Here is a 23,048-nt window from a genome sequence, read left to right as displayed (position 1 = left end):
TACAATATTATTTCATTTTTTTCACCATTTCTTCATCAGCCTCTGTCATAATCTTTACCAATTCATGAAATTTTGTTTTTGGTTCCCATCCTAATTTTTCTTTTGCTCGAGAATAATCTCCTATAAGAAGATCGACTTCCGTTGGTCGAAAATATTTAGGATCAATTTCAATAATAATTTTTCCAGTTTTTTTATCTCTCCCCTTTTCCTTTATTCCCTTTCCTTCCCATATCAAATCTATACTCAAATGTTTTGCTGTTTCTTCTATAAATTCTCTTACCGTATGCGTTTCATTGGTCGCTAAAACATAGTCGTCCGGTTTGTCCTGCTGAAGTATTCTCCACATCCCTTCTACATAATCTTTGGCATATCCCCAATCTCGTTTAGAATCAATATTTCCAAGATAGAGTTTTTTATCAAGTCCATGTTTAATGCGTGAAAGTCCACGAGTAATTTTTCGGGTTACAAAGGTCTCTCCTCTTCTTGGAGATTCATGATTAAAAAGGATTCCATTACAAGCGAAGATTCCATAACTTTCTCGATAATTTTTCGTTATCCAGTACGCATATACTTTAGCACAAGCATAGGGAGATCGTGGGTAGAAAGGTGTCGTTTCTTTTTGGGGAATTTCTTGAACTTTTCCAAACATTTCGGAGCTTGATGCTTGATAAAAACGTGTTTTTATTCCGCTATCCTTAATAGCATCGAGAATCCGAACCGTTCCCAAACCAACTACATCTCCTGTATATTCAGGAATATCAAAACTCACTCGAACATGGCTTTGTGCTCCAAGATGATAAATTTCATCTGGTTGTATTTTCGTAAGAAGTCGAGAAATATTACTGCTATCAGAAAGATCTCCATAATGAAGAAAAAGAGATGCTCCATTAATATGTGGATCATGATAGAGATGATCAATTCGCTCTGTATTGAAAGTAGAAGCCCGTCGAATCATTCCATGCACTTCATAACCTTTTTCAAGAAGAAGTTCCGCAAGGTAACTTCCATCTTGTCCAGTTATACCTGTAATAAAGGCTTTTTTCATATTAATTATTTCTTATTTTATCAAATATCCAAATCTTTATTTTCGGTGGGATAATAAAAATAGAGAAGAATTGAAATAAATTATACATTTTATCAAAAAAACTCATTGAGTAATATTTGGTTTTGGCGTATTTTTTTCGTATTTCCAAAGTACTGAGTTCAATTTTTTTGAGTTTGGTAAATGTCGCAGAGTTAGGATGCTCTCGATAGCGAATAACTATTTCTTGAAGATTGGCAAATTTATAGCTCATCCCTATACGAAAAGACATATCAATATCTTCCGCGGGAGGATATTTAAGATTATAATCCCCCACTTCTCCAAAAATCTTTTTGCGAATAATCGATGCTGGTTGAGCTACGGGAGAATAAAGAAAAATTTTTTCTCTCAAAGACTTATCATGAGCGTCATATTTTCGCAAACCTACAATACCAGAATCATCAAACATTTCTAGAAACCCACCCAGTATACCAACTTTTGGATTTTTTTCCATAAATCGATATTGTTTTTCTATTCTTTCTGGCAAGGAAATATCATCTGCATCTTGCCAAACAATGTATTTTCCCTTTGCTTTTTTTATACCTTTGTTTCGATTTCCAGCGATACCAAGATTTTTTTCATTATCAATAACGATAATTCGAGAATCTTTCTTCGCATATTCTTGAATAATTTTGAGAGTATTATCTGTTGATTTATCATTAAGAATGATAAATTCAAAATCTTTGAAAGTTTGATTTAAGATACTTTCTATAGTATCTCCGATATATTTTTCTGCATTGTATGCGGGAGTAATGACAGAAACTAATGGATTTTTTTTCATATACAATCACCATTTTTTAAAATAAAATCAGCCACTATTTTTCAATTCAGCGAGGTAATTTTTTAGAAACACCCAACAAATTTTATTTATGTCTCAGAAAATAATACCATTTTTCTTTTCCTAAAGCAAAATCACAATATTTTCTTAAGAATGTCTAGCTTTTGTTTCATAAAGGGGTGGAGCTTGTCGTCAAGAATATCAAACCATTTTGCATCTTCGAATTGGGTAGGGTCGAATTTCCAAATAGCAGATTCTCCCAAAACATAGCCAAAGAAACTATTGAGTGAGTGCATAGCTACTCCGTCAAATCTCGAGTCTTCGAAAAATTCGTCTATCACTCCCCCGAAAAAAAGATCATTCTCTTCTAGTGTGAGATGGAGTTCTTCTTTGGCTTTGCGCATGGCGGACTCTGTAAGGGATTCTCCTTTATGAATTCTTCCTCCCAAAGCATAATAATATCCTTGAGCTGGTTTGTTCTTCCTAAGAAACAAGAGAACTTTCGTTTTGTCCTGATGAAAGATCACAATGTCCACCGTAGGGATAGGCATTATTTCCATTATTTTCTTATAGTCTTCGTCTGGGATAAAAGAATGTTTTGTGTTTTTTATTAACATAGTTCTTAAGAGTTTTTTCTTAGACTTTGAGAGTATTTTCGAATAATTTTTTCGTATTATGCAAAAAGAATATCATACATTCAGATATACTGTCATCTTCGAGATGGATTTTTCTGGGAGGAATTTCTGGGATTATTTTTCGGGAGGGATTTTTGATTAAGCTGTCTCCCCGCCTCCGCGAGGATGGAAAGGTGTAAGAAGAACAGAAGAAGACAAGCTGAAATATTTTTACTTTTCTCCTGTACAATTATACAAGATATGAAAGAAGTATTAGGATTTACTTTCGGTTTATTGTTATTGACACCTAGGGAGGGAGTTGCTAAAATAATCGTACAAACATGAACCGAACACCGACCGTATGGCGGGTCTCCGAAAGGATAGGTTCTTCCCCCTTCAATGGGGGTTTTGTTTTTTTAAAGACGACTCAGTATATTTTTTGTGAGAAGTTTTTTGACTATTGAAAGAGCCCATACATCTCCTTCCTCAGCGTCTCTAATAAGTCCGCACATAGCATCTACGAGTCGGATAAAAGCATTATTTTCATCCTTTTTCACACCTCGAATTTTCCTTGCGTGAATATGAAGATCTCGTAATCCTTTTTTAAAAATATCAACTTCTTTTTTCTTAAAGCCATCGATAAATAATGTTGCTTTGTATGGTTTCCCTTTTGATTTTTTCAATATCGCTTTGGCGCAAAGGAGTGAAGTAAGATCTATATATTGGACAGTATCTTTGAAGACACCGAAGAATAGAGAATATCGAGCCATCTTCCACTCGAGAAGTTGTTCTATATATATTTGTCTAAATTCATATTTGGAACCATTCCACTTGGAATTCTTTTTACCACTTTTCTTTTCAATATCGAAAAGGAATGACTCGAGCTGAGACCGTTCTTTCTCCGTGACAAAAGCACTTACCACAAAAAATTTACCATGAGTATCTTGACCTGATTCATCCGCATAAAGATATAATTTCTTTTGCTCTTGCGTCATATTTTCCACATCTTTTCAGAATTTTATATCGCAAGACGTTTGGCAAGTTCTTCATTGACTCTTTCTGCACCTCCTGCGAAAGGATGAGAAAGATCTTTCCATGTAAACCAGAGAATGTTCATAGTTCTTTCTATCGGTTTGATTTCGTATTATGCAAAAAGAATATCATACATTCAGATATACTGTCATCTTCGAGATGTATTTTGCGGGTAAAGATTTCTGGGATTATTTTTCGGGAGGGATTTTTGATTAAGATGACTCCCCGCCTCCGCGAGGATGGTAAGAAATGGTGCGGGGAAGAACAGAAGAAAGTGCAGTGAGAAAGTAATGTAAAATAGAAAACAATTCTTTCTGAAAGAAAGATAATAAAAAAATTCAAACAAAAAAAACCAGCCTTTTTCAAAACTGGTTCATCTTCATTCATTTCAGTATTTCCCGCGTCCTTGCGGGAAGTCTCTCGAGAATCATCGAAGATAAAAACTCATCGTCCTTTCCACTGTAGGAAACTCTCCACAGCTAGATTGGATAGTAACACGATATGATCTCCATCCTCCATCTCCAAGTTTGATATTGTCGTTCTCGACTCTCTCATGTCCGGATTGATTCACGGAAAGAGGATCGATCCCGTCTCTATCTCTATAGGAGTTAGAATTAATGTAGTACTTTGCTTCAGCACCACACGACATTGTTTTGTTTCCCGTATTGGTGAAGGTAACATTAGGATGATAACGTTTCCCTTTGCTCCCTGTTCCACCATTACGAACTACTTTTCCATCATAGTCTACCCAGAGATCAGTGATGGTGATACTAGGTTTCCATGGAACTATCGTAAAGAGTGCACTCTTGCAATTATTGCTCTCATTGAGTTCTGGAAGCCAACCTTTGGAATCTACACAGCACGTATAGGTACGTGTTCCTGTATTTCCCAGTTTCCATTTGCTCCAGACGACTTCACGATATGTTTGTCCCAAAGAAATATCATCTATTCCTAGCGTATCAGTATCTCTTTCTGTTCCATCCATACGGTGAGAAACTTCTACGTTGATAGGAGCATTGATTTCTCCTGTGCTCATTATCTCACAATAGGGATACCACTCTCTATCTTCTAAGAGTATTGCACCATTTCGGTATATGGCTCCTGTACTGGGATCAGAGAAGAAAACATCAGTGATGCTGTAGTCAGGTTTGAGATTTGAAATCTCAAATCGTTCTACGCGACTGGTATTATCTCCTTCATCATATTCTTCGACTTCATCTCGATAATCGGTTTCTGTGCGAAATGCAATCGAAGAGATGCCATTTGGAATAGTGTATTCCTTCGTTTCCGTGATAGTTTGTCCCTCATCAAGTTTAGAAATGGTAATGTACCCAGTATCAAACTGAGTCCAAGGACCATCATTGGAACTTACGGAGTAAGCGATGTCTATAGTGTCGGCATCGTTTCTCGTTTTCCAGTTTCCTGCATCCCCTCCTTCAGCTTGCACTGCAACGCGGACTTTTACTTTCATTCCAGAAAGGATTGAGTCACGTCCAGCATAGAGTTCATTGCCGTCAGCACCAAGAATGTCAGTATCTTGGGTAAGATTGACAGGGTCTGTGGGAGTTGGATTGATGTTACCACCACCACCTCCACCATCACCTGTACATTCATTGCTGCATAATCCAGTGAGATCACACTCTACAAGCTCATCCGTAAGAATATAGAGAAAGCCATCGGGATAACCATGGTCAGACGGTGAAAGAATTCGCGTGCCATATGTGAGCCACTCATTACCATTATCTGATGTTGGCCAGTTATATTCCGAAACCGTCACTGTTTTTCCATCTTTAGCAACAGATTCCACCCAGGCCACATGTCCAAATGTTCCTCCAACCGAAGAATCCCACCATGCAATTGCATGATCAATCTGTACTGTAGAGATGGTATGATTGGACAACTTCCATACATTCTTCCATGGATAAGAATTCCAATCATTAATACCTTCTTCTTCATTCACTTCTGGAAGAAGTGGATACCGACTGAACACACCAGGAATACGATCCCCAACAGCATTTTTCCACTGGTGGGCATCACCCCATCTATCCGTTTCCGGATCTCCAAAAATGGAAAAACTATTGCAAAAAAGTGGATTTGTTGGTGAATGGGAGTCTGCCCATTCATTAATCTTATAGGCGACATAGGAAGTGCAGTTGCACTGGGAAAATTTGTAAATATCAGCCCAATAACTCTCACTGGGAAGGTAATTCCCATTTTTGTCGTATACTTTCTGAAAGTTATCTCCCTCCAATGTCCACTGTCCTATAGGACAAGTTGAATATGGATACGCACCGAATACTCCAAAAGTAAACAGCATAAGAAAAACAGCAAAAGATAGTCGTTGCATGACTATAACTCCTCTTGTGTGATTTATTAATGAACCATTTTGGTTCACCTGAGAGAATCTCTATTTCTATAAAAATCCTCATAAGATGAACCTTGTCATAGTCTTCTAAAGAAACCTCAATGAACTCACGAAAGCTTCGAATATTGGAAGAGAGGAAGAATAATCGTATTGCCAATATTCTGGACCTTCTTTTTCTCGGAATTTTATCATGAATACTCTATTTTCATTGGATATGAGATATGCGTGATCAATGTACCAATATTCAAGGTCGTCGGAAATTTTCTTTAAATAATAGAAAAAATTATTTCCTATTTTTTTATTCTCTTCAATAATGTCATAATTATCATTATATTGATTTCTTGGATTTTCTATATTATCTGCATACCAAGATTGTACATCTTTACTTGAATCCATTAGAGCAATAGTAAAATATAATTTATTATTACTATCAATAGGCGCTCTTTTAATCATAAACATTTTTGATTGTCCTATTTTTTCAATATTCCAATCACTAGGAATTTGCATTTCGAATCCGTATTCTTCATTTCGAAAAGTTTTCCAATTCGATGTATCAATAGTTTCAGTAATAGTTTCTTCATTCTTTTCTTGAGTTTCTTGAGTCTCTGTTTTCTCATTCTCCACAACAGGAAGTGGGGTATTGTAAATTTTCTGCATTGCAAAGACTCCTAATGCTAGAAAGGCAATGGCTATAAGAGAAATAATTGATATGGTTCGGGTCGAGAGTTGTTTCATAAGGTATTTAAAATAATGTACGAAAAATATACCTAAAATATGGCTTTACGTCAAGTTTTTTGATAGTCATATATCCAGTGTCAAACTGAGTCCATGGGTCATCGTCGGTAGCCTATCAACTAACCATTACATCCGAATAAGGTAATCAAAGAAAGATTTACTCTGGAAAACCAGTTTTCAAAACAATGTTTTGAGCAATTTTGTTTCGTATCTTTTTTAACGCTTATATTCTTAGTTATTCCGACAGTCATTATAATAAAAATCCTCATAAGATGAACCTTGTAATAGTCTTCTAAAGAAACTTCAATGAACTCACGAAAGTTTCGAATATTGAAAGAGAGGAAGAATAATCGTATTGCCAGTTTTCAGGACCTTCTTTTTCTCGGAATTTTATCATGAATACTCTATTTTCATTGGATATGAGATATGCGTGATCAACAAAAGAATATTCAGAATCATTTATTACCTTCTTAATATATTGAAAAGAGCTGTTTCCTAACTTTCTATTTTCTACGATAGGATAACTTTTTTTATTAGTATTTTCCACATTATTTCCAAACCACGTTATTGGGTTTTCCGTAGAGTTAAAAACAGCAACGGTAAATCGTAACTTTCCATTATCTACACGATCAATAGGTTCCGCAGTAAACCATTCCCCTCCTATGCCGGGAGGAAAAGGATAGGTGTCTTTATTTATCCCCCAATCACTAGGAATTTGCATTTCGAATCCGTATTCTTCATTTCGAAAAGTTTTCCAATTCAATGTATCAATAGTAGTTTCAAGTATGTTCTCTTCATTCTTTTCTTGAGTCTCTGTTTTCTTATTCTCCACAATAGGAAGAGGAGTATTGTAAACTCTTTGCATTGCAAAAATTCCTAATGCTAGAAAGGCAATAGCAATGAGAGAGATGAAAGAAATTGTTCGAGTGGAAAGCTGTTTCACAAATATATATTTGGCTCTTATTAAAGAATATATGTAATATACTAAGGGATGTCAAAATTTGAAAGAAAAAGCACAATACATTCCTAAGAATATCTAGCTTTTGTCTCATAGAGGGCTAATTTTCTCGAGAGGAATTTTTGATTAAGCTGACTCCCCACCTCCGCAAGGATGGCAAGGCGAAGACGTTGATCAGCCTTTGGCTGGACAGAAAATGATACAGGGATAATAAGAAGGTGTATTTTTCTCTCCCTTAGGAAAAGGGAGAGGTGGAGAGGGATTTTCTTGGAGTTTAATTCCTACTCTCAATAAACTTATAAATACTTATAAAAACTCCATCTATATTTTGCATCACTTCTGTATTTGTAAATCGAAGAATCGAGAGATTTTTTTGCTTTAAATAAACTTCACGAACACGATCTTTCTTTATGAGCTGTCCTTTTTCGAAATGTCCCCCTCCGTCTATTTCAATAACAAGATGTATTAATGGTGCGATAAAATCAACGATATAATTTCCAATAATTTTTTGTCTAAAAAATTGAATATTACAAACTTGTTTTTTTCTCAATCTTTGCCACATTCTTACCTCTGCCTCTGTCATAGATTTTCTCAGTTTTCTGGCTATTTGATTGAGATTTGAATCATATTGACGCATACTTTTGTGGATTTTCTTGGGACTTAAGTATGATGTCTGGAATACAAATCCCTCCCCCTCGATGACTCGGGTACTCCCTTTTGGCAAAGGGAGAGAAGAGGGAGGGAAAAACTCGTAATACTCTTTTGGCAAAGGGAGAGAAGACCAGTTTATGTTGTTTGCCGACAAAGGCGAATCCTTTACCCAATTCAAGAACAAAGTTTGTAATATTCTTAATAAGAGCATTCTCAAGATCACGCTCTTTGGCGGATTCTTCCAAGTTCAAAAAATCCAAAACATAATTCTCCTTAAAAGATTCTTTGATAAGAGTTATATTTCGATCATTAATCGTAGAATCAAAATTACTTACAAGCGTACCCTGTCGTTGATACAGATTCAAAGAAATCTGATGATCAAGAATAACCCGAGACCAAGAATTTTCAATAGTCTTTTGTATATAAAATTCAGCTTCTTTTTTATCTCTAATTTTATCTAAAATAAGCCGGATATGTCCCCAAGGAATTTGTGCCACAAGCTGTGGCATTTTTGCATTTTTTCCAAAGAAAATATACAAACTTCTCATATAATTGAGATTTCGACGAGAAAAACCTCTTAATTCGGGAAAAATTCTTTTCAAATCAGCTTCAATCTGTCCAATAAAATCTTCACCCCAATTTGATTTTTTTTGTTTTTCTACAATTTGCTTTCCGATAAAATAATAAAGGCTAATAAGCTCACTATTTATACTCCGAATGGCTTTATTTCTCGCTCGTTGTACACCCTCTTTTATCTTTTCTATAAAAGATTGGTATTCTTTAGTAATTAAAAAATTGCGATCCATACTTTCTTTGCATGTAAAAATTCAAATCTCATTTTTCTGGTTAGTATACTGACGTAAATATGTACTATTTTGGTCAGTAATGCAATATTTTTCACTCTACTTCTCTCCCTTAGGAAAAGGGAGAGGTAGAGAGGGATTTTCTTAGTTTTTCAAATTCGGAGAGATTTCTCGGTTCGCCTCACTTACTCGAAATAACGGAAAAATGAAGAGGGTGATCTCTCGAATGAAATCAGAGGAAAAATAGAAATATAATTTTTAACTAGCGCCACCGCCACCTCCTCCACCTCCACCACCTGCTGATCCTCCCCCACCAGAAGCTCCACCTGAAGAGCCTGATGAACTTGCAAAAGCTGATGAAAAACTTGAGCTAAGTGATGCGGAGAACGCCCCCGCGGAAAAAGCTCCTACAGATCCAGACGAAACAAAAGAAGAGCTCCCCGAGGTAGACATTGTTGGGGATGTATGCCAATCAGGATTGTTCACCACGATACCTTCGAAACGTTTCGCCCATTGCCTCTCTATACCAAAAATCATAGCGTATGGAAGAAGTGTATAAAACATGTCAGGTGTAAGTTCTTGGACACGATACCGTTCTGTTTTGTAGAGAAATTCTTTAAATCCTAACCATTTCTCTTTTTCTTCATTTCCTTCTGGCGTGAGTTTCACTTCAAACCAAATGAAGTATGAAATAAGAGCAGATGCCCCCAAAAGAGTAGCTATCAAGAAATGCCACGATCCCCAAAAACCTATAAAGGAAGAGAGGAAAAAAAGACCGAAAAAGAAAAATATAAGTCCTGTTTTTCCATATGATTCTTTCTTAAGGGAATGGTTATGAAAACCGAGCTGAGCCACTTCATCAAAAAAACTTTTTTGGAGAGCTTGAAATTTTCTATACATCATTTGTCGCTTAAGTTCATCTTCTTTCTTAATTTCTCGAGTTGAAAACACACCAGCCCTTCCAGAAAAAAGCACCGAGAGAAATTCTTTTTCAAATGGGCGTAATATGTCTTTCGCGTTATCTTTTATGAGAAAAAGTTTATATTCTTTTTTCTCAAATCTCCCCTTATTCTTATCTTTTGTAAAAGAAATAACTCCTATACCTATAAACACACACAATGCCAAGATTTTCAGAAAAACATCTTCTGTAGGCATCATGACAAAAATAATTTGCCCCACGAAAAAAGCACCGATTATTCCTGGAAGAAAGATAAGATATTTCATCCATGCTTGTACAGGTTCTTCTTCTATTTTTACATGTCCACGAACAGCGAGATCTATAATGGTAGACGCCCATGTCTTAGAAGAAATTTTCTCTTTCATAATAACTTCTCCTATTGCTGGAGGTAAATGATGAGGAGGCTCGTATTCGGCGATGATCGTCCCTCGTCCTTTATTGTATTTTTCACTCATATACCAATATCCAAGACAGAAAATAAGAGTAATAAGCCAAATAAGAACACCGAGAATATATCCCCAGTATAAAGAAAAGAGACTTTCCCAATAAGCTCCACGATCAATGATTCCCCGAGGAAATCCGAAAGCTACGGTAAAATCTGCCCCCGATTGAAGCTGTGTTGCACTGGCAAGAGCTGTTTTTTCATTGAGAATTTCTGAGAAAGAACTTTCATCCCCTTGAAGGTATTCTTTTATTTTTAGTGTGTTCATTTCACTTTCTTCAGGAAGAGAGATTTGTACCGTAGAAGAAGCAATAGCGACATCATAATCGGTAAGAATATTCCAATACAATTCGTCTTTATCATCGAAAAAAGAAAGGGCGCCAACGACGGTATATTCTAGAGTGAATGTTTTTGTTTCATCTTGTGCATCAAAAAACCACCAAATTTTCATAAAACCTCCAGATTTTTGGTAGTTATAGTTTCCTTCAAGTCCAGGTATGTATTCTTGCGAAAGATTTTTTTGGTACGAAAGATTTACCCCTCTCTCATCATAGACAGCTATATCTCGAATAGCGTCTGTTCCATTGAGGATAATTTCTCGATAGCCTTTATGAAATTCTCCAGAAAATTGAAATACCTGCTTTTCTCTTACAAGGATCGTTGCGTCTTTGTTTATATCAATATCAACATCAATACTTTCATATGTATATGACTTGGCCCAAACAAGTAAAGGCATCCCAAAGAAAAAGAAAACGCTAACGCATAGTATTCTCCACCAGTGTATTTTTTTCATATATTTTTATTATTTTTTTAAGTATACACCTTTAAGGGAATTTCTTTGCATTTTTTTGTGAAGTGAAAGAGAGGAAAAATTTATGACACAATCTCATATCATTATACATACAGGGAAGGAAGGATAAAACGATATTCGCCACCCGAACACAAAATTCGGATGGCGATACGTCTTCTGATAACTCACAATTTTTTGGATTGCGATGATTCTATCTTTGGTATCCATTACCAGCTTTACCCATACCAAGTTCTTCCATTAGAGCACGTGCTCCCTCATGATTTCCATTCTTTTTCATTTCATGCGCTTGGCGAAGTTTCTGAAAATTTTCTTCTGTCATGGTTTGTGCTATAGGACGATCTCCCATCACTTCTTTCCATGCATTGAAATCTCCGGATTCCATGGCGTTGTAGGTAGCCTGTCTGTCTTGAGAAGATTTCATCTTACCCATACCTCCACGACCATCTCGCTCAGGAAATCCAAGCTCTTTTCTCAAAGCGTCAGCTTCTTCAAACTTCCCCTCATTTTTGAGCGTATGCATTTTCTGTATCTTCAAAAATTCTTCTTCGCTGACATCTTTGTGCATAGGACGAGAGACATTTTCTCGAGCCTTGAGAAATGCATTGTAATCCCCAGATTCGATAGCTTTTCGCACTACTTCTCGAGATTCACTTTTCTCCCCTTTCGAAAAGAAAGCATCTGCTTGTGTCGCACTTATTCCGAGGACGGTACCGGCAAGAACGGTAAGAATCGAACCAGCAAAAATACTCTTTGTATCAAACTTCATAGGACATTATTTTAACTTTATTACTATGTATGAATCGCACATAGGTTGGCCAGACCTTCACTCTTTTATATGCATACGGTGATACATTTCTTTCATAAGAGAATGAGTAGGCACAAACTTCGCGTTTTTTGTGTGAAGGAAAAAATCCAAAATTGCGATATACAAAATTCATTGGACTTTCCTTGTGTTTTTCTGTAAAGTGAAAGAGAAGAAAAATTTATGACACAATCTCATATCATTACTACTATTCAGAAAGAGGTGAAGAACTCTCCATATCGAAAAGATATTCGGGAGGTTTTTCTTTTTGGATCATATGCATACGGAAGTCCAAAAGATGAAAGCGATATCGACCTTCTTTTCGTATTTGAACCCAAAAGTTCGATAAGCTTTTTTGATCTCGTTGAAATCCAGAGTAAAATGGAAAAAAATATTGGAAAAAAAATAGATCTTCTTACACCAGAAGCTCTTAATGAGAACATAAAGGAAAACATACTTTCTAAAGCTCAAAAAATTTATGGATAGAAACAAACTTCATCTATACGATATTTTACAAGCTATAGAAAAAGTTGAACGTTATTTGAACAATGTTGATTTTGTTCATTATAGTCAAGATGAAATACTTACAGATGCTATAGCAAGACAACTTGGCATTATGGGTGAAGCCACAAATCGTCTTTCACAAGAATTTCGTGAAAAATATCCAGAGCAAATTCCTTATAAAAGCATGATCGGCATGAGAAACTTTCTTGTTCATGATTATGCAAAAGTTGATCGAAAAATACTTTGGGAAACGGCCAAAAAAGATCTTCCTAACCTCAAAAAATCTGTTTCTTCTCTTTTGAATCAATTAAATGAAAAAATTTGAGGCTTACGTAAAGCTAATTTTTCATCAATTCTTTTTTAAATTTTTCTCTCTAAAATTAGAGTATCTGACTTAGAGAAAAAACACTCTTTTTATTTTGTTTGAGTAAGGTGATGTGGTACTTGAGATATTTTTGCACGTTTACAATTCTTTTATTTTTCCTCGAAAATATTCAATGGTTTGTATAAGGCCTTTTTCAAGATCTATTTTTGGTTCCCAGTCGAGCATTTTTTTCGCAAGGGTTATATCGGGTTTTCGTTGTCTAGGATCATCTTGAGGGAGAGGTTTATATACAAGAGTACTTTTACTTTCAGGAATAAGCCGAAGAATTATTTCAGCAAGTTGTTTCATAGTAAATTCTTTCGGATTCCCTATATTTACAGGACCAGTGAAATCTTTTTTATTTTCCATCATTCGCACCATACCTTCTATAAGATCATCCACGTATTGAAAACTTCTCGTTTGTTCCCCATTTCCATAAATGGTTATATCTTCATTTTTTAATGCTTGTACGATAAAGTTTGAAACAACTCTTCCATCTCGGGGATGCATATTGGGTCCGTATGTATTGAAAATTCTTATTACTCGTATAGGAAGATGATGCTGACGAAAATAATCGAAAAAAAGTGTCTCCGCACAACGTTTTCCTTCATCATAACAAGATCGAATACCAACAGGATTTACCCTCCCCCAATAGGTTTCGTCTTGAGGGTGCACCTCAGGATCTCCGTACACTTCACTTGTGGATGCTTGTAGAATTTTCGCCTGAGTTCTCTTGGCAAGTCCTAACATATTAATAGCACCATGTACGGAAGTTTTGGTCGTTTGTACAGGATCAAATTGATAATGAATGGGAGATGCGGGACATGCAAGATTGTAAATTTCATCCACTTCTACATAAAGGGGAAATGTTACGTCATGACGCATAAGTTCGAAGCGAGGATTGTCGAGAAAGGGTAATATATTATCTTTATTTCCCGTGAAAAAATTATCAACACAGAGAACCTCATGACCCTCATGTAAAAGTCGTTTTATAAGATGAGAACCGATAAATCCTGCTCCACCCGTTATGAGAATTTTTTTGTTCATAGAGAGATATAAAATTTTTTTATATCAAGAGAATACCATATATTCGGATTTTATGTCATCTTTTTTCGTTTGGATTGTTCTTTTTTACTCGACAAAGTTATTCAAAAATGGTATCATTTCTCTATGGATATTCAAACATTTATCATACAAAGATCTCATTTTGTCTGGTGGACAAAAAATCCAGGACAGCTCTCAGTCGAATCTATTGTAGAAGCTACTCTTAATTATGGAAATTGGGATGATGTGCAAAAGCTCATTTCTATTTTAGGCATAGAAAAAATTTCCTCGATTTTTCACTCACAAATTGAGCACGAACGATCTAATTATCATCTGAAAACAAAACATTTTTTCACTCTTTATTTTAAAGCTCATGCACCAAGAAATCCTCAACAATAAACAATCATCACTTCTTCCTTTTCTTGGAAAATTTTCTCCTGATTTTGGTTTGGTCGGAGGAACAGCTATTGCTCTCCATATAGGACATAGAGAATCTATTGATTTTGATCTTTTTACTCATAACGAAGATTTTAATGGTGAAAAGATTCTTACAAAATTCAAAAAATTTTCTCCTATAGAAAGAATGTATCGAAATGATAAAAATGAACTTACATTTCTTGCTCAAAATGTTCAAATCACATTCCTTTATTACCCATATCCAATTGAATTTTTAAACGAATTTCAACATGGTATACATCTTCCTGATCTTTTGACTCTCGGTGCTATGAAACTCTATGCATTGGGACGTCGAGCTAAATGGAAAGACTATGTTGATATGTATTTTATTCTTCGAAACTTTCATTCCCTTTATGAGATAATAGCAAAAGCTCAAAAAATATTTGGAAATGAAATTAATGAAAAAATACTTCGTGAACAACTTTGTTACTTTGAAGATATTGATTATACAGAGTCTGTAACCTATCTTCCAGAATTTAAAACTTCTAATGAAACTATAAAGGAATTTCTTACTCAAATAAGTGTTTCATAAAAATACTTTTAAATTTTCGGATAGTTTAGAAAAAATTTAGATTTCGCGAATAACATCGAATTCCTTCAAACTCCCAGTTATTGCCAAACCAATAACTTTTTTGGCTATTCCTTGTTTTTTGAGTTTTTTAGCTACCTCAAAAAAAGTCGCTCCCGAACCAAGTGCGTCATCTATAAGAAGTACGGTATGAAATAATCTTCGTTCTGAAACGAAAAAACTTGTTCGAGCGTTGAGGAGCCGATCTTCTAATTTGGAGAGTGTTTTTTGGGGTACTCGAATCGGACCTGTAATTTTTTGAATTCGTATTTCTGGCAAGGGCAATGCGAGTTCTTTTTTTAACTCGTCCATAAGCTGGACTGTTCGTCGTACAGTAGGAGGAATAAAACAAACCGCATCTACGAAATATTCCTGAAGTATTTTGTACAAAGAAGATTCTGCTACTATCTGAATTATTTCTCTTATTATGTGCTTATCCTGACTTTGTTTGGCATAAAAAAGGAGTTGACCTAATTTTGTTTTGCCAAATATTTCCCATGTATAAAAGTCTTTATAAAAAACAGCATCAAGAGAAGGAGTTGCTCCAAATGTTTGGTGGAATTTCTCTATTCCTTCTATAAAACCATAGTGTTTGAGTTCTTCGTGTTTTTCGTACATATCAGCGTATTCTTTTGCTTTTTGAGAGAAAGAATATTCTTGATATTGAGACCATTTTGAAAAACCCATAACACCTTCTAAACGATTTCCTCCTGGTGTTATGAGAAGAAAATTTTCTTCTATAATTTCTCTTTCTCTTTCAGAAATATTTTCAATATCACCAATAGAAACATTTCCTTCTCTTTCTTGGAGAGGTACATAAATAATTCTTGGAGCTAAACCAATTTCTTGTATCAATCCCTCTTCTATCAAAGATTTTAAATGTTGAAACATTATCTGCTTTTCGATATCGAACGCGTTTTCCAAATCCACAACGGTGGCTTGTTCTCGTTTTTGAATATAAACAAGGATTTTTTCTCTATGGGAAAGCATATTTATACAATTAGTATACAGTAAACGGTTTATTATATACTTTTTATTTTTTCGTTAATGATGCTTTTTTGTTTTTCTAGAGAATTATTTTTTCAATATATAATTTAATATTGTCATCGATCGAATCAGGAACCATATCCCCTTTTGGATTATAAAGTGTGGCTTTTTCATACAAGACATCAGAAAATGTGTGAGCTATTTCCTGTGCTCGCGTTTTTATATCATTTCGAATAAAAATCCCCTCCATTTGACCACTTTCATTGTAAACAAATGTTATACATTTTGATTCTTTATCTGATTCAGAAGAAGTCTCAATCGGTACCAAAAAAAATCCTAGAATACTTCCTACAAGTAAGAAAACGAGAGAGAATACAAATACTTCCAATAGACGACGTATCATAAAAGTTTTTATTCTAGAATTTACGTTGCGGGTAATTATAGAAAGAAATGAAAGAGAGTGAATATGAGGTTTAAACTTTCAAGAATGTAAGTCTCCTACTCCTAAGAATCTACCTAAAAGGAATGCGGAAACCTTTTATTTTTTGTTCTAGGAGGATATACCTTCAAGACAACTTCGTCAATGAAAAAATTTCATTTTTCAACAAAATATAGAAATGTCCGTTTCGAATATTTATTACCTTTGCACATAAGGTTACATTCTCAAAAATTCCTGTTTTTATTTTCTTATAAGCATTTTTGTCATATTCATATCATTCGTTTGTAGTATCTAATAGAGGAGTCCTCTATACATGGCTACGATAAGTTCTCCTTCTTCATTTTCTTTCATAACTTCCAACCTGATTAACAAGGGTCCAAGCAAGAAAGAAGAAAAAACGGCACATACAATTGTATGGCCGTTTTTATAATAATTTGAAACGAATTTTGGGTATTCGTTTTCTCAAGGGTTCGCAAATGAAAAGAGTCTTTCATTCTCGGTATAACTCGAGAAGAATAAATACTACATCTTCTTGAGAAGTTGCCCGTAGAACACGTCTTCTTGAGGGGGCCTCAGAAAAGAATTCAGAATCCTTAAATTCGTCGTGTGTTCTGATCTTTTTTCCTGGATATGCTCTTTTTCTTGTATTTTTTTAGAATTTTCAAGCATCATCTTATGAAAAAATTTTCCTTCGGGGTAGATTTTATGTGCCTGTGTATAGCATTTACCCGCTCCAGCAAGGTCGCCAAAAGATTCACGATCTTGGGCAACGACAGAGAGTGTGGAAAGAAGAAGATTCTCTCGGGCAAGTCTTTCTCCCCCAGTCCAAAGCTCATAGAAGCCCTCAAAAAATGCCACGAAAGGATACGCAACATAATGAAGAATGTTCATTTCTCAGCTCCTCTTTTCGAGTTTATGAAAGGACTCATATTCCCTTTGGGAATATATTCTCTATAACACAAAAATATATATATGGCAAGTCTTTTAAAACAATATCCGCTATTCATCTCTTTGAAAAAGGATACTTATCTCTTCAACTTTGTTTGAATTTATCTAAAAATAAAAAAGCGATACACATCCTTGTGTGATCGCTTTATGTTTATGCCGTTTTCGGCTGATGATGATTCATCTTCGCCCAATTTTCCATCATACGCTGACGGAAAAATGTATTCTGAGGCCGTATGTGAACCGCCTCACGATAGCATTGATCGGCTCCGGCGTAGTCGCCAAGAAGTTGCTTACTAGAAGCTATAAAAGAGAGATTTGAAAGCATTACATTCTCTAATACTAACTTCTCTCCCCCCATAAAAAAAGAAGGGAATGGAAATCCAAAAAGCATGTTCATACTATAACTCCTCTTTTTTTGAAAAAGAACTCGATGGCCCAAAAAAGTAATAACATAATAAAATAAAAATGGCAAGAGATCTAAAAGATTTCCTCTTCCAAAAAAAACAGCACACAATTTTTTGTGGCTGTAAGGGACCTATCTCAGGAAGGTTGCTTGAGATAGCTTGCAAATGAAGGGAATGGTTCTTCTTCTTGTTCCAAATGACAAGAATCTTTTACTCCGGCATAGGCAACTTTTTTTGCCTTTGTTGCAAGCCATATTCTTGCTATTGTCCTCCGAAAATCTCCTTCTTGAGGACGTATATTTATAACTCGATAAAAGCATTTATGAGCCCCAGGTTCATCATTATTTTCTTTCCTATCACAGCCGATAGTAAGAAAAGCTTTGAAGATGAGATTCTCTCGAGCGATCTCTTCTTCGCTCTGAAAAAAATCTTTACGCCTAAAATGACCTCTGAAACCTTGATACATCTTCTACCTCCTATCAAAGTTATGTGTAAAGAAAGAACTTATTTTATTATAGGATTAACACATTAGCGTATTTTTCACAAGAGAATATTTTTTTTATTTTTCGGCTTAATTAAAAAACGGCCCTCTTTGTGTAAGAAAGCCGTTATAAAAATTTTACTCTTGCCGAGTAGCATCACTCTTTTCATGAGCGAGAAGCATTATATCTTGCTCTTTCCTGTGATGCGCTTCTTCCCAAGCAAGAAGCATGTCTCGACGGAAAGAGTAATGACCAGGGCAGATATAAATTCTTTTACGATACGCTTTATACGCTCCTTCCAAATCTCCCCTTTCTTCTCTATCTTGAGCAACGACAGAGAGCGTCCGAGAAAAATTTCTCTGTTTTGCTGTAGTGGGATCTTCTCCCCCATAAGAGCATATTCCCAAATCCCATAAAAGGTTTCTGAGTTTTGTGAGCATATTTTTCTGCCTCCTGATAAGGCACTACTGTGAACAAAAAGGACCTTTTTCCTCAAACTGTATAACACAAAAATAAAGAAATAGCAATATTTTTGAAAAGAAAGCTTGCAAAAATAACGTTTTTGGTTTATATCACACAGAGTACCTTTCCATCCCCAGTAAGGAGATTTCGATGAAAAAAACAGTGTTTTTGTCCCTTTTTGTTCTACTTTTTCTTTTTGGTAATGCCTATTCTTACGAAGAAAAAATTTCTTGCATTGAAGATTTCAAGCTAGATAGCACAGAGTCGATGATTTCTGAGCGGTTTCCCGAGTATCTTTATGAATGTCTCCGAGAGATCGACAGAGAAATTAAAAAGACAAAAGATTTGTCGATTATACTTATGCGAGATTATGATGAAGCAGAAAGAATGTGGATGAGAGCATCCCAACAACACGCTTCAGTATCAGAATACAGTCCGTTTAAGTATATCTACTCTGTAAACGAGGCTTCTAATAAAAAAATCTTAGAAGCGGTCAAAGAAAAGTTTTCTGCAAACCGTCTTCAAGAGAATAACCTCCTTGCTCAAAAAGAAAGACTTTTGCAACTCGTTCCTCTTTATGATGAGATTCTCGAAAAATCCGAGAATTCTTCTCCTAAATAAGAACATCTTTCATGAGAATAAAAAACGGTTACACAAAATTTTGTGAGCCGTTTTTCTTTTTTTAGATAGAACTTTTCTCGTAGGGAAAGATTGGTAATGGTATTTTAAATTTAACGTGAGCCTTTTCTGTAATGAAAAATAAAGAAGATATTTACCAAAAGAAAAAGTATTCCCGACCAGAGCGACACAAGTTCTTTCGTTGGTCCAAAAGACATCCATCCTCCCCAATAAACTGGTGCTATCATAATAAGAATTGTCGAGATGCCAAACCAAAAAACACTTAAACGAATCCATTTTGAAAACATTTCATCTCGGAGAAAAAAAAGGAAGGGTGAAACTATAAGGAGGGAGAGTGCTATGTGGAATAATGTTCTTGTTATAAGAATACTATCTCCTCCTATACATTTTCCAAAACTAAAATTACAAGGACCTATAAAAGAAAACAAAAGAATGCAAAAAATAAAAATTTCAAGAATAACGATTTTTTTAAATTTTTTGTTTTTCATAAAAAATAGATTTATTCAAATTTATTTTTAGTATACATCAAAATTATGTTTTTATCTCCAATGGCCGAAAGAAGAAAATCTTTATCACAAAAATACCCATACCCAAAAAACAACAAAATATCATAAAACGATACCAAGAAAAAGGAATAGTACTTTGAGATATTTCTTCTGAATACGTAGGTATCATTTCTTGATTTTTATAATTTACTTCGTTTTGATTGGAAGAAATTTTTTCAAATAATCTTTGTTGTTTTTCGAGTGGGGAGCTTGCTATTTTTATAGAAGAAATAGACGTGCTTTTTCTCGAGTTTTTTGTCGAGGTTTGATCTTCATCTTGAATGGAAGTTTCGTCTTTTCGAGAAGAAAGAATTGGAGAAGAAACATTCTCTTCTTTTTTGGGGTAGAGTATATTTTCTTGTCCAGGATCATCACCATCATAATCATTTCGAAGTATTATATCAGACGATACTCCTGATGACGGGATCTCCAAAAAAGCTTTTGTGGAAGAAGAAGTTGGAACCAGAGAATACACTATTTTTTCAACCGATTTCTCTCCTTTTGCTGAATGTTCTATTTCTTCCAAAGAAAGGGTGTAATAGCCCTCCTTATAACCGAAAAGTTCTACACGAATAGGCTGTTTTGATTTGGGAATATGTATATATTTTCTTTCTCCAAATTGAAAATATGAAGTATTGGGAATAGATTCTTGTATCACTTGCACATCTTGAGAATCTACGCGCAAAGTTTCCAAACCAGTATGTCTACCTTCGCTATCATAGATATGAAGATCTAAAGGAGAATGGAGTGTAATACGAAGAGAAGAGGTTGTTCCATCTTTGAATTCTGGTCTTTTTTGGGTTATAAATTCTGGAAGATCCTCTTCGTTTTTCTTCTCGATAATATGTTCGAGAAATTCTTGAACAGCATCAGTTTCAAGGATATCCCTATGTCTTCTATTTATGATATTTTCATCATCATACTCAAACAAATTTACCCAATAGCGTTCTCTATCGTCCGATTGTCCAAGCATAAGAGCACTTGGATCGGTGACGATACCATCGCCATCAAAAGAGAAAACAGGTTCATAGAGAGGATTGTATTCACCTATTCCTACACAAGAAGGAACAGCACCTGAAAGAGCATAACAACGACCTTTTTCTTCTTCATTGTAGGAAATTCCCGAAACGGTATCCAAGCCCCACCCAGCTAATTGCACTATGCGAATATTTTCTCCCGGTTTCCAATTGGCTAATCGATACGCTGTTTCTTTGGCTTGTTTGAAAAGTGTTTGAGATAAAACATTTTCTTCATCAATTTTTTCGGCATCAGGATCTTTGCGTTTGTCTGATGTGCCTAAAAGAAAATCTGTAAATTCGTCGTATGTTTCAATATCCTTTCCAAAAATATTTTTGAATGTTTTGTATCGAGTATGATCAGAATTAAAATGAATAAAAGGATCTTTTACAGCATCAAAATATTCACGTGTGGGCAAAAGTCCATATGCTCCTGGCATATTTTCGGCAAGCGCCCTCGCCTCTTCTTGGGTCATCATTCCTGGTATGGGCTCATCGTACCCATACAAAAGAGAAAGAATGGAAAGTGGTGTTCCCATTTGAGGAGAAGCGACGAACACAACTGTTTCAGCGAGATCTTCTCTTCCTTGTTTTTGAAGTTCCAAAAGAAGTGCCTTTGCAAGAAGTCCTCCATTGGAATGTGCTATTATAGTCACCTTTCCTGTTTTGGAAGAATTTGCGAGAGTGATACAATCCTCCACAAGAAAACGAGTAACTTCATTGGGATAAAAGACACCTTCTTTTACAATATCTTCCACATTCATACGCCAATCATAAGCGAATGCTTTATAATCGGTAATATCTCCATCGGATTTCCATTTGCTCAATCTATCGAGAAATGATTCATATATATTCCCCGTAACCACAGAATCTAAGACATCTTTGGTGTATATCGAAGATTCACTTTTGCCATTTTTATCCAGAAGAAGCTGTTCCCAGTCATCACTCCCCACAGTCGGAAGCCATCGACGATTTTCTTGTGAATCTTCATTTTTTGTATATAAACGACTTGCTTTAAGTCCTGGAAGAAAAAGTATGTTAGAAAGACAGTCTGGGCATCGCTTTTCTAGACCAGCATCAAACTCTTTCCATCCATCAAGCTCATATTTTCCTTCTAATTTTTTTCCATCTCCTTCTGAATTTTCTGAACAGGTGGGACCATTAAATGATCCGTACCAATTATTTTGAAGAAGGATTCTTTGAGAAAAATCGAGGTTTTCATCTTCATAAAGCAAAGAAGAAGAAATAGCGACTTCACGAGCATTTCCATAGAAATCAGTATCTTTGATATGAAGATAATCAAAAGAAGGGTCTTCCTCAGAAATTTCCATATTTACTTGCACATCTGCCACAAAATTGTTTCGAAAAGATGCATTTTTTATTTCCACTTGTCCCAAAGAAAAACGGAATGCTGGATCTTTGAACATCACAGGGGGGAAAGTGAGATCTCCTACAAAAGGATCTTGGGAATCAAAACAATGAGGTTCCATATTTTCAAGAAACCTTCCCATTTCTTCGAAGATAACGTATTCAAAAACAGAGGGAGTGTCTTCTTCTGTGGATACTGATTCTTGAAACTCAATCGTTCCTTCAGGAAGAGAAAGATAATTACATTCTTTGTCGTACTCTTTTGAAAAATTCTCCCAAGGAGTGGGCATTTTTGTAAAAATTATAGGCTCCGCAAATGATCCACGAGCCGAAATGCGTCCATTGTATACAATAAGTTTTCCCACTTCGACCTTTGTACCAGGTTCTATAGTGACAATAGCACCATTGACTATAACAATAGGTTTAAGCACATTTTCTTGAACAAAAGATTCTTTCCATACGGTATTCTTATCAATAACTTGGTAATCTTCATAGTTTTCCCATGAATCTTCTGCCCAAATATTCTCGTTTGGAAAAATAAAACCTATCAAGCAAAAAATACTATAAAAAACAAGCAAATAATATTTATTTGCCTTTTCTTGAGACTTTAATTTGGGGTTGACGTATGCCAATTTCATAGTTTTCCAAGCACTCTAAAGGAAAAAAGCTTTTTTTGTCAAGTGTTTATATCTTCTTCGGGAGTTCTATTTCAAAAAAATAAAAAGAGACCTTTCCAAAAATTTGACGTGAAAGAGAATATACAGTACCCTAACAAGGTTGTTTCTGTAAGAA

25 protein-coding genes are annotated in these 23,048 nt (G+C 35.2%); 5 read left to right on the top strand and 20 right to left on the bottom strand.

Annotated features, from left to right (window positions below; genetic code table 11):
- Positions 1–7 precede the first annotated feature (7 nt).
- From gmd to IPN70_04690, 11 genes are all read right to left on the bottom strand, one after another.
- The gene (gene gmd / locus IPN70_04740; GenBank protein QQS61162.1) at positions 8–1,045 is read right to left on the bottom strand and encodes a GDP-mannose 4,6-dehydratase; all 1,038 of its coding nucleotides are present in this window, start codon (positions 1,043–1,045) and stop codon (positions 8–10) included.
- Between the two features lies 1 nt (position 1,046).
- Positions 1,047–1,862, bottom strand: a complete 816-nt coding sequence (locus tag IPN70_04735) for a glycosyltransferase (GenBank protein QQS61161.1) — start codon at positions 1,860–1,862, stop codon at positions 1,047–1,049.
- Positions 1,863–1,993: 131 nt separating this feature from the next.
- Positions 1,994–2,476 carry an NUDIX domain-containing protein gene (locus tag IPN70_04730; GenBank protein QQS61160.1) on the bottom strand — a complete coding sequence of 161 codons (483 nt, stop codon included), beginning with the start codon at positions 2,474–2,476 and terminating at the stop codon, positions 1,994–1,996.
- A gap of 413 nt (positions 2,477–2,889) precedes the next feature.
- Positions 2,890–3,468 carry a DUF3800 domain-containing protein gene (locus IPN70_04725; protein QQS61159.1) on the bottom strand — a complete coding sequence of 193 codons (579 nt, stop codon included), beginning with the start codon at positions 3,466–3,468 and terminating at the stop codon, positions 2,890–2,892.
- Between the two features lie 464 nt (positions 3,469–3,932).
- Positions 3,933–5,852, bottom strand: a complete 1,920-nt coding sequence (locus IPN70_04720) for a hypothetical protein (GenBank protein ID QQS61158.1) — start codon at positions 5,850–5,852, stop codon at positions 3,933–3,935.
- A 105-nt stretch (positions 5,853–5,957) separates the two neighbouring features.
- Positions 5,958–6,605 (bottom strand): hypothetical protein, encoded by a 648-nt coding sequence (locus tag IPN70_04715; GenBank protein ID QQS61157.1) that lies wholly within the window; start codon positions 6,603–6,605, stop codon positions 5,958–5,960.
- A 292-nt stretch (positions 6,606–6,897) separates the two neighbouring features.
- Positions 6,898–7,548 carry a hypothetical protein gene (locus tag IPN70_04710; GenBank protein ID QQS61156.1) on the bottom strand — a complete coding sequence of 217 codons (651 nt, stop codon included), beginning with the start codon at positions 7,546–7,548 and terminating at the stop codon, positions 6,898–6,900.
- A 289-nt stretch (positions 7,549–7,837) separates the two neighbouring features.
- Positions 7,838–8,200: an endonuclease domain-containing protein gene (locus tag IPN70_04705; protein ID QQS61155.1), complete on the bottom strand. Its 363-nt coding sequence runs from the start codon at positions 8,198–8,200 to the stop codon at positions 7,838–7,840.
- Entirely contained in the window at positions 8,187–9,020 is an 834-nt protein-coding gene (locus IPN70_04700; protein QQS61154.1) for a DUF1016 family protein, read from the bottom strand. Before IPN70_04700 ends, IPN70_04705 begins: the two co-directional genes overlap by 14 nt.
- A gap of 255 nt (positions 9,021–9,275) precedes the next feature.
- Positions 9,276–11,210, bottom strand: a complete 1,935-nt coding sequence (locus tag IPN70_04695) for a DUF2207 domain-containing protein (GenBank protein ID QQS61153.1) — start codon at positions 11,208–11,210, stop codon at positions 9,276–9,278.
- Positions 11,211–11,418: 208 nt separating this feature from the next.
- The gene (locus IPN70_04690; protein ID QQS61152.1) at positions 11,419–11,994 is read right to left on the bottom strand and encodes a hypothetical protein; all 576 of its coding nucleotides are present in this window, start codon (positions 11,992–11,994) and stop codon (positions 11,419–11,421) included.
- Positions 11,995–12,213: 219 nt separating this feature from the next.
- Between IPN70_04690 and IPN70_04685 the strand changes: the two genes are divergently transcribed.
- Both IPN70_04685 and IPN70_04680 read left to right on the top strand, forming a co-directional pair.
- Positions 12,214–12,516 carry a nucleotidyltransferase domain-containing protein gene (locus IPN70_04685; GenBank protein QQS61151.1) on the top strand — a complete coding sequence of 101 codons (303 nt, stop codon included), beginning with the start codon at positions 12,214–12,216 and terminating at the stop codon, positions 12,514–12,516.
- Positions 12,509–12,859, top strand: a complete 351-nt coding sequence (locus IPN70_04680) for a DUF86 domain-containing protein (GenBank protein ID QQS61150.1) — start codon at positions 12,509–12,511, stop codon at positions 12,857–12,859. Before IPN70_04685 ends, IPN70_04680 begins: the two co-directional genes overlap by 8 nt.
- Before the next feature lie 138 nt (positions 12,860–12,997).
- Here IPN70_04680 and IPN70_04675 read toward each other — a convergent pair whose 3' ends face one another.
- Positions 12,998–13,945, bottom strand: a complete 948-nt coding sequence (locus IPN70_04675; protein QQS61149.1) for an SDR family oxidoreductase — start codon at positions 13,943–13,945, stop codon at positions 12,998–13,000.
- Positions 13,946–14,068: 123 nt separating this feature from the next.
- On the opposite strand from IPN70_04675, the gene IPN70_04670 reads away from it, so the two are divergent.
- Together IPN70_04670 and IPN70_04665 are read left to right on the top strand one after the other, a co-directional pair.
- Positions 14,069–14,341: a hypothetical protein gene (locus IPN70_04670; GenBank protein ID QQS61148.1), complete on the top strand. Its 273-nt coding sequence runs from the start codon at positions 14,069–14,071 to the stop codon at positions 14,339–14,341.
- Positions 14,316–14,930: a nucleotidyl transferase AbiEii/AbiGii toxin family protein gene (locus IPN70_04665; GenBank protein ID QQS61147.1), complete on the top strand. Its 615-nt coding sequence runs from the start codon at positions 14,316–14,318 to the stop codon at positions 14,928–14,930. Before IPN70_04670 ends, IPN70_04665 begins: the two co-directional genes overlap by 26 nt.
- A 36-nt stretch (positions 14,931–14,966) precedes the next feature.
- On the opposite strand, the gene IPN70_04660 is transcribed toward IPN70_04665, so the two are convergent.
- The 6 genes from IPN70_04660 to IPN70_04635 form a co-directional block, all read right to left on the bottom strand.
- Positions 14,967–15,956: a hypothetical protein gene (locus IPN70_04660; protein QQS61146.1), complete on the bottom strand. Its 990-nt coding sequence runs from the start codon at positions 15,954–15,956 to the stop codon at positions 14,967–14,969.
- A 76-nt stretch (positions 15,957–16,032) separates the two neighbouring features.
- The gene (locus IPN70_04655; GenBank protein QQS61145.1) at positions 16,033–16,356 is read right to left on the bottom strand and encodes a hypothetical protein; all 324 of its coding nucleotides are present in this window, start codon (positions 16,354–16,356) and stop codon (positions 16,033–16,035) included.
- A 558-nt stretch (positions 16,357–16,914) separates the two neighbouring features.
- A complete protein-coding gene (locus IPN70_04650) occupies positions 16,915–17,283 on the bottom strand; it encodes a hypothetical protein (protein ID QQS61144.1) in 369 nt (122 codons plus the stop codon).
- A gap of 208 nt (positions 17,284–17,491) precedes the next feature.
- Entirely contained in the window at positions 17,492–17,737 is a 246-nt protein-coding gene (locus IPN70_04645) for a hypothetical protein (GenBank protein ID QQS61143.1), read from the bottom strand.
- Positions 17,738–17,880: 143 nt separating this feature from the next.
- Positions 17,881–18,210, bottom strand: a complete 330-nt coding sequence (locus IPN70_04640) for a hypothetical protein (GenBank protein ID QQS61142.1) — start codon at positions 18,208–18,210, stop codon at positions 17,881–17,883.
- Positions 18,211–18,363: 153 nt separating this feature from the next.
- Positions 18,364–18,666, bottom strand: a complete 303-nt coding sequence (locus IPN70_04635) for a hypothetical protein (GenBank protein QQS61141.1) — start codon at positions 18,664–18,666, stop codon at positions 18,364–18,366.
- Positions 18,667–18,838: 172 nt separating this feature from the next.
- Between IPN70_04635 and IPN70_04630 the strand changes: the two genes are divergently transcribed.
- The gene (locus tag IPN70_04630) at positions 18,839–19,309 is read left to right on the top strand and encodes a hypothetical protein (protein QQS61140.1); all 471 of its coding nucleotides are present in this window, start codon (positions 18,839–18,841) and stop codon (positions 19,307–19,309) included.
- Positions 19,310–19,419: 110 nt separating this feature from the next.
- Here the strand turns inward: IPN70_04630 and IPN70_04625 are convergent, their stop codons facing one another.
- Both IPN70_04625 and IPN70_04620 read right to left on the bottom strand, forming a co-directional pair.
- On the bottom strand, positions 19,420–19,815 hold the full coding sequence (locus tag IPN70_04625; protein QQS61139.1) for a hypothetical protein: 396 nt from the start codon (positions 19,813–19,815) through the stop codon (positions 19,420–19,422).
- A gap of 43 nt (positions 19,816–19,858) precedes the next feature.
- The gene (locus tag IPN70_04620; GenBank protein QQS61138.1) at positions 19,859–22,894 is read right to left on the bottom strand and encodes a hypothetical protein; all 3,036 of its coding nucleotides are present in this window, start codon (positions 22,892–22,894) and stop codon (positions 19,859–19,861) included.
- Positions 22,895–23,048 lie beyond the last annotated feature (154 nt).

The organism is Candidatus Moraniibacteriota bacterium, from assembly GCA_016699795.1.
GTDB lineage: Bacteria > Patescibacteriota > Minisyncoccia > Moranbacterales.
The sequence above is the reverse complement of the archived record's forward strand: the minus strand, read 5'-3'. Positions and strand labels throughout refer to the sequence as shown.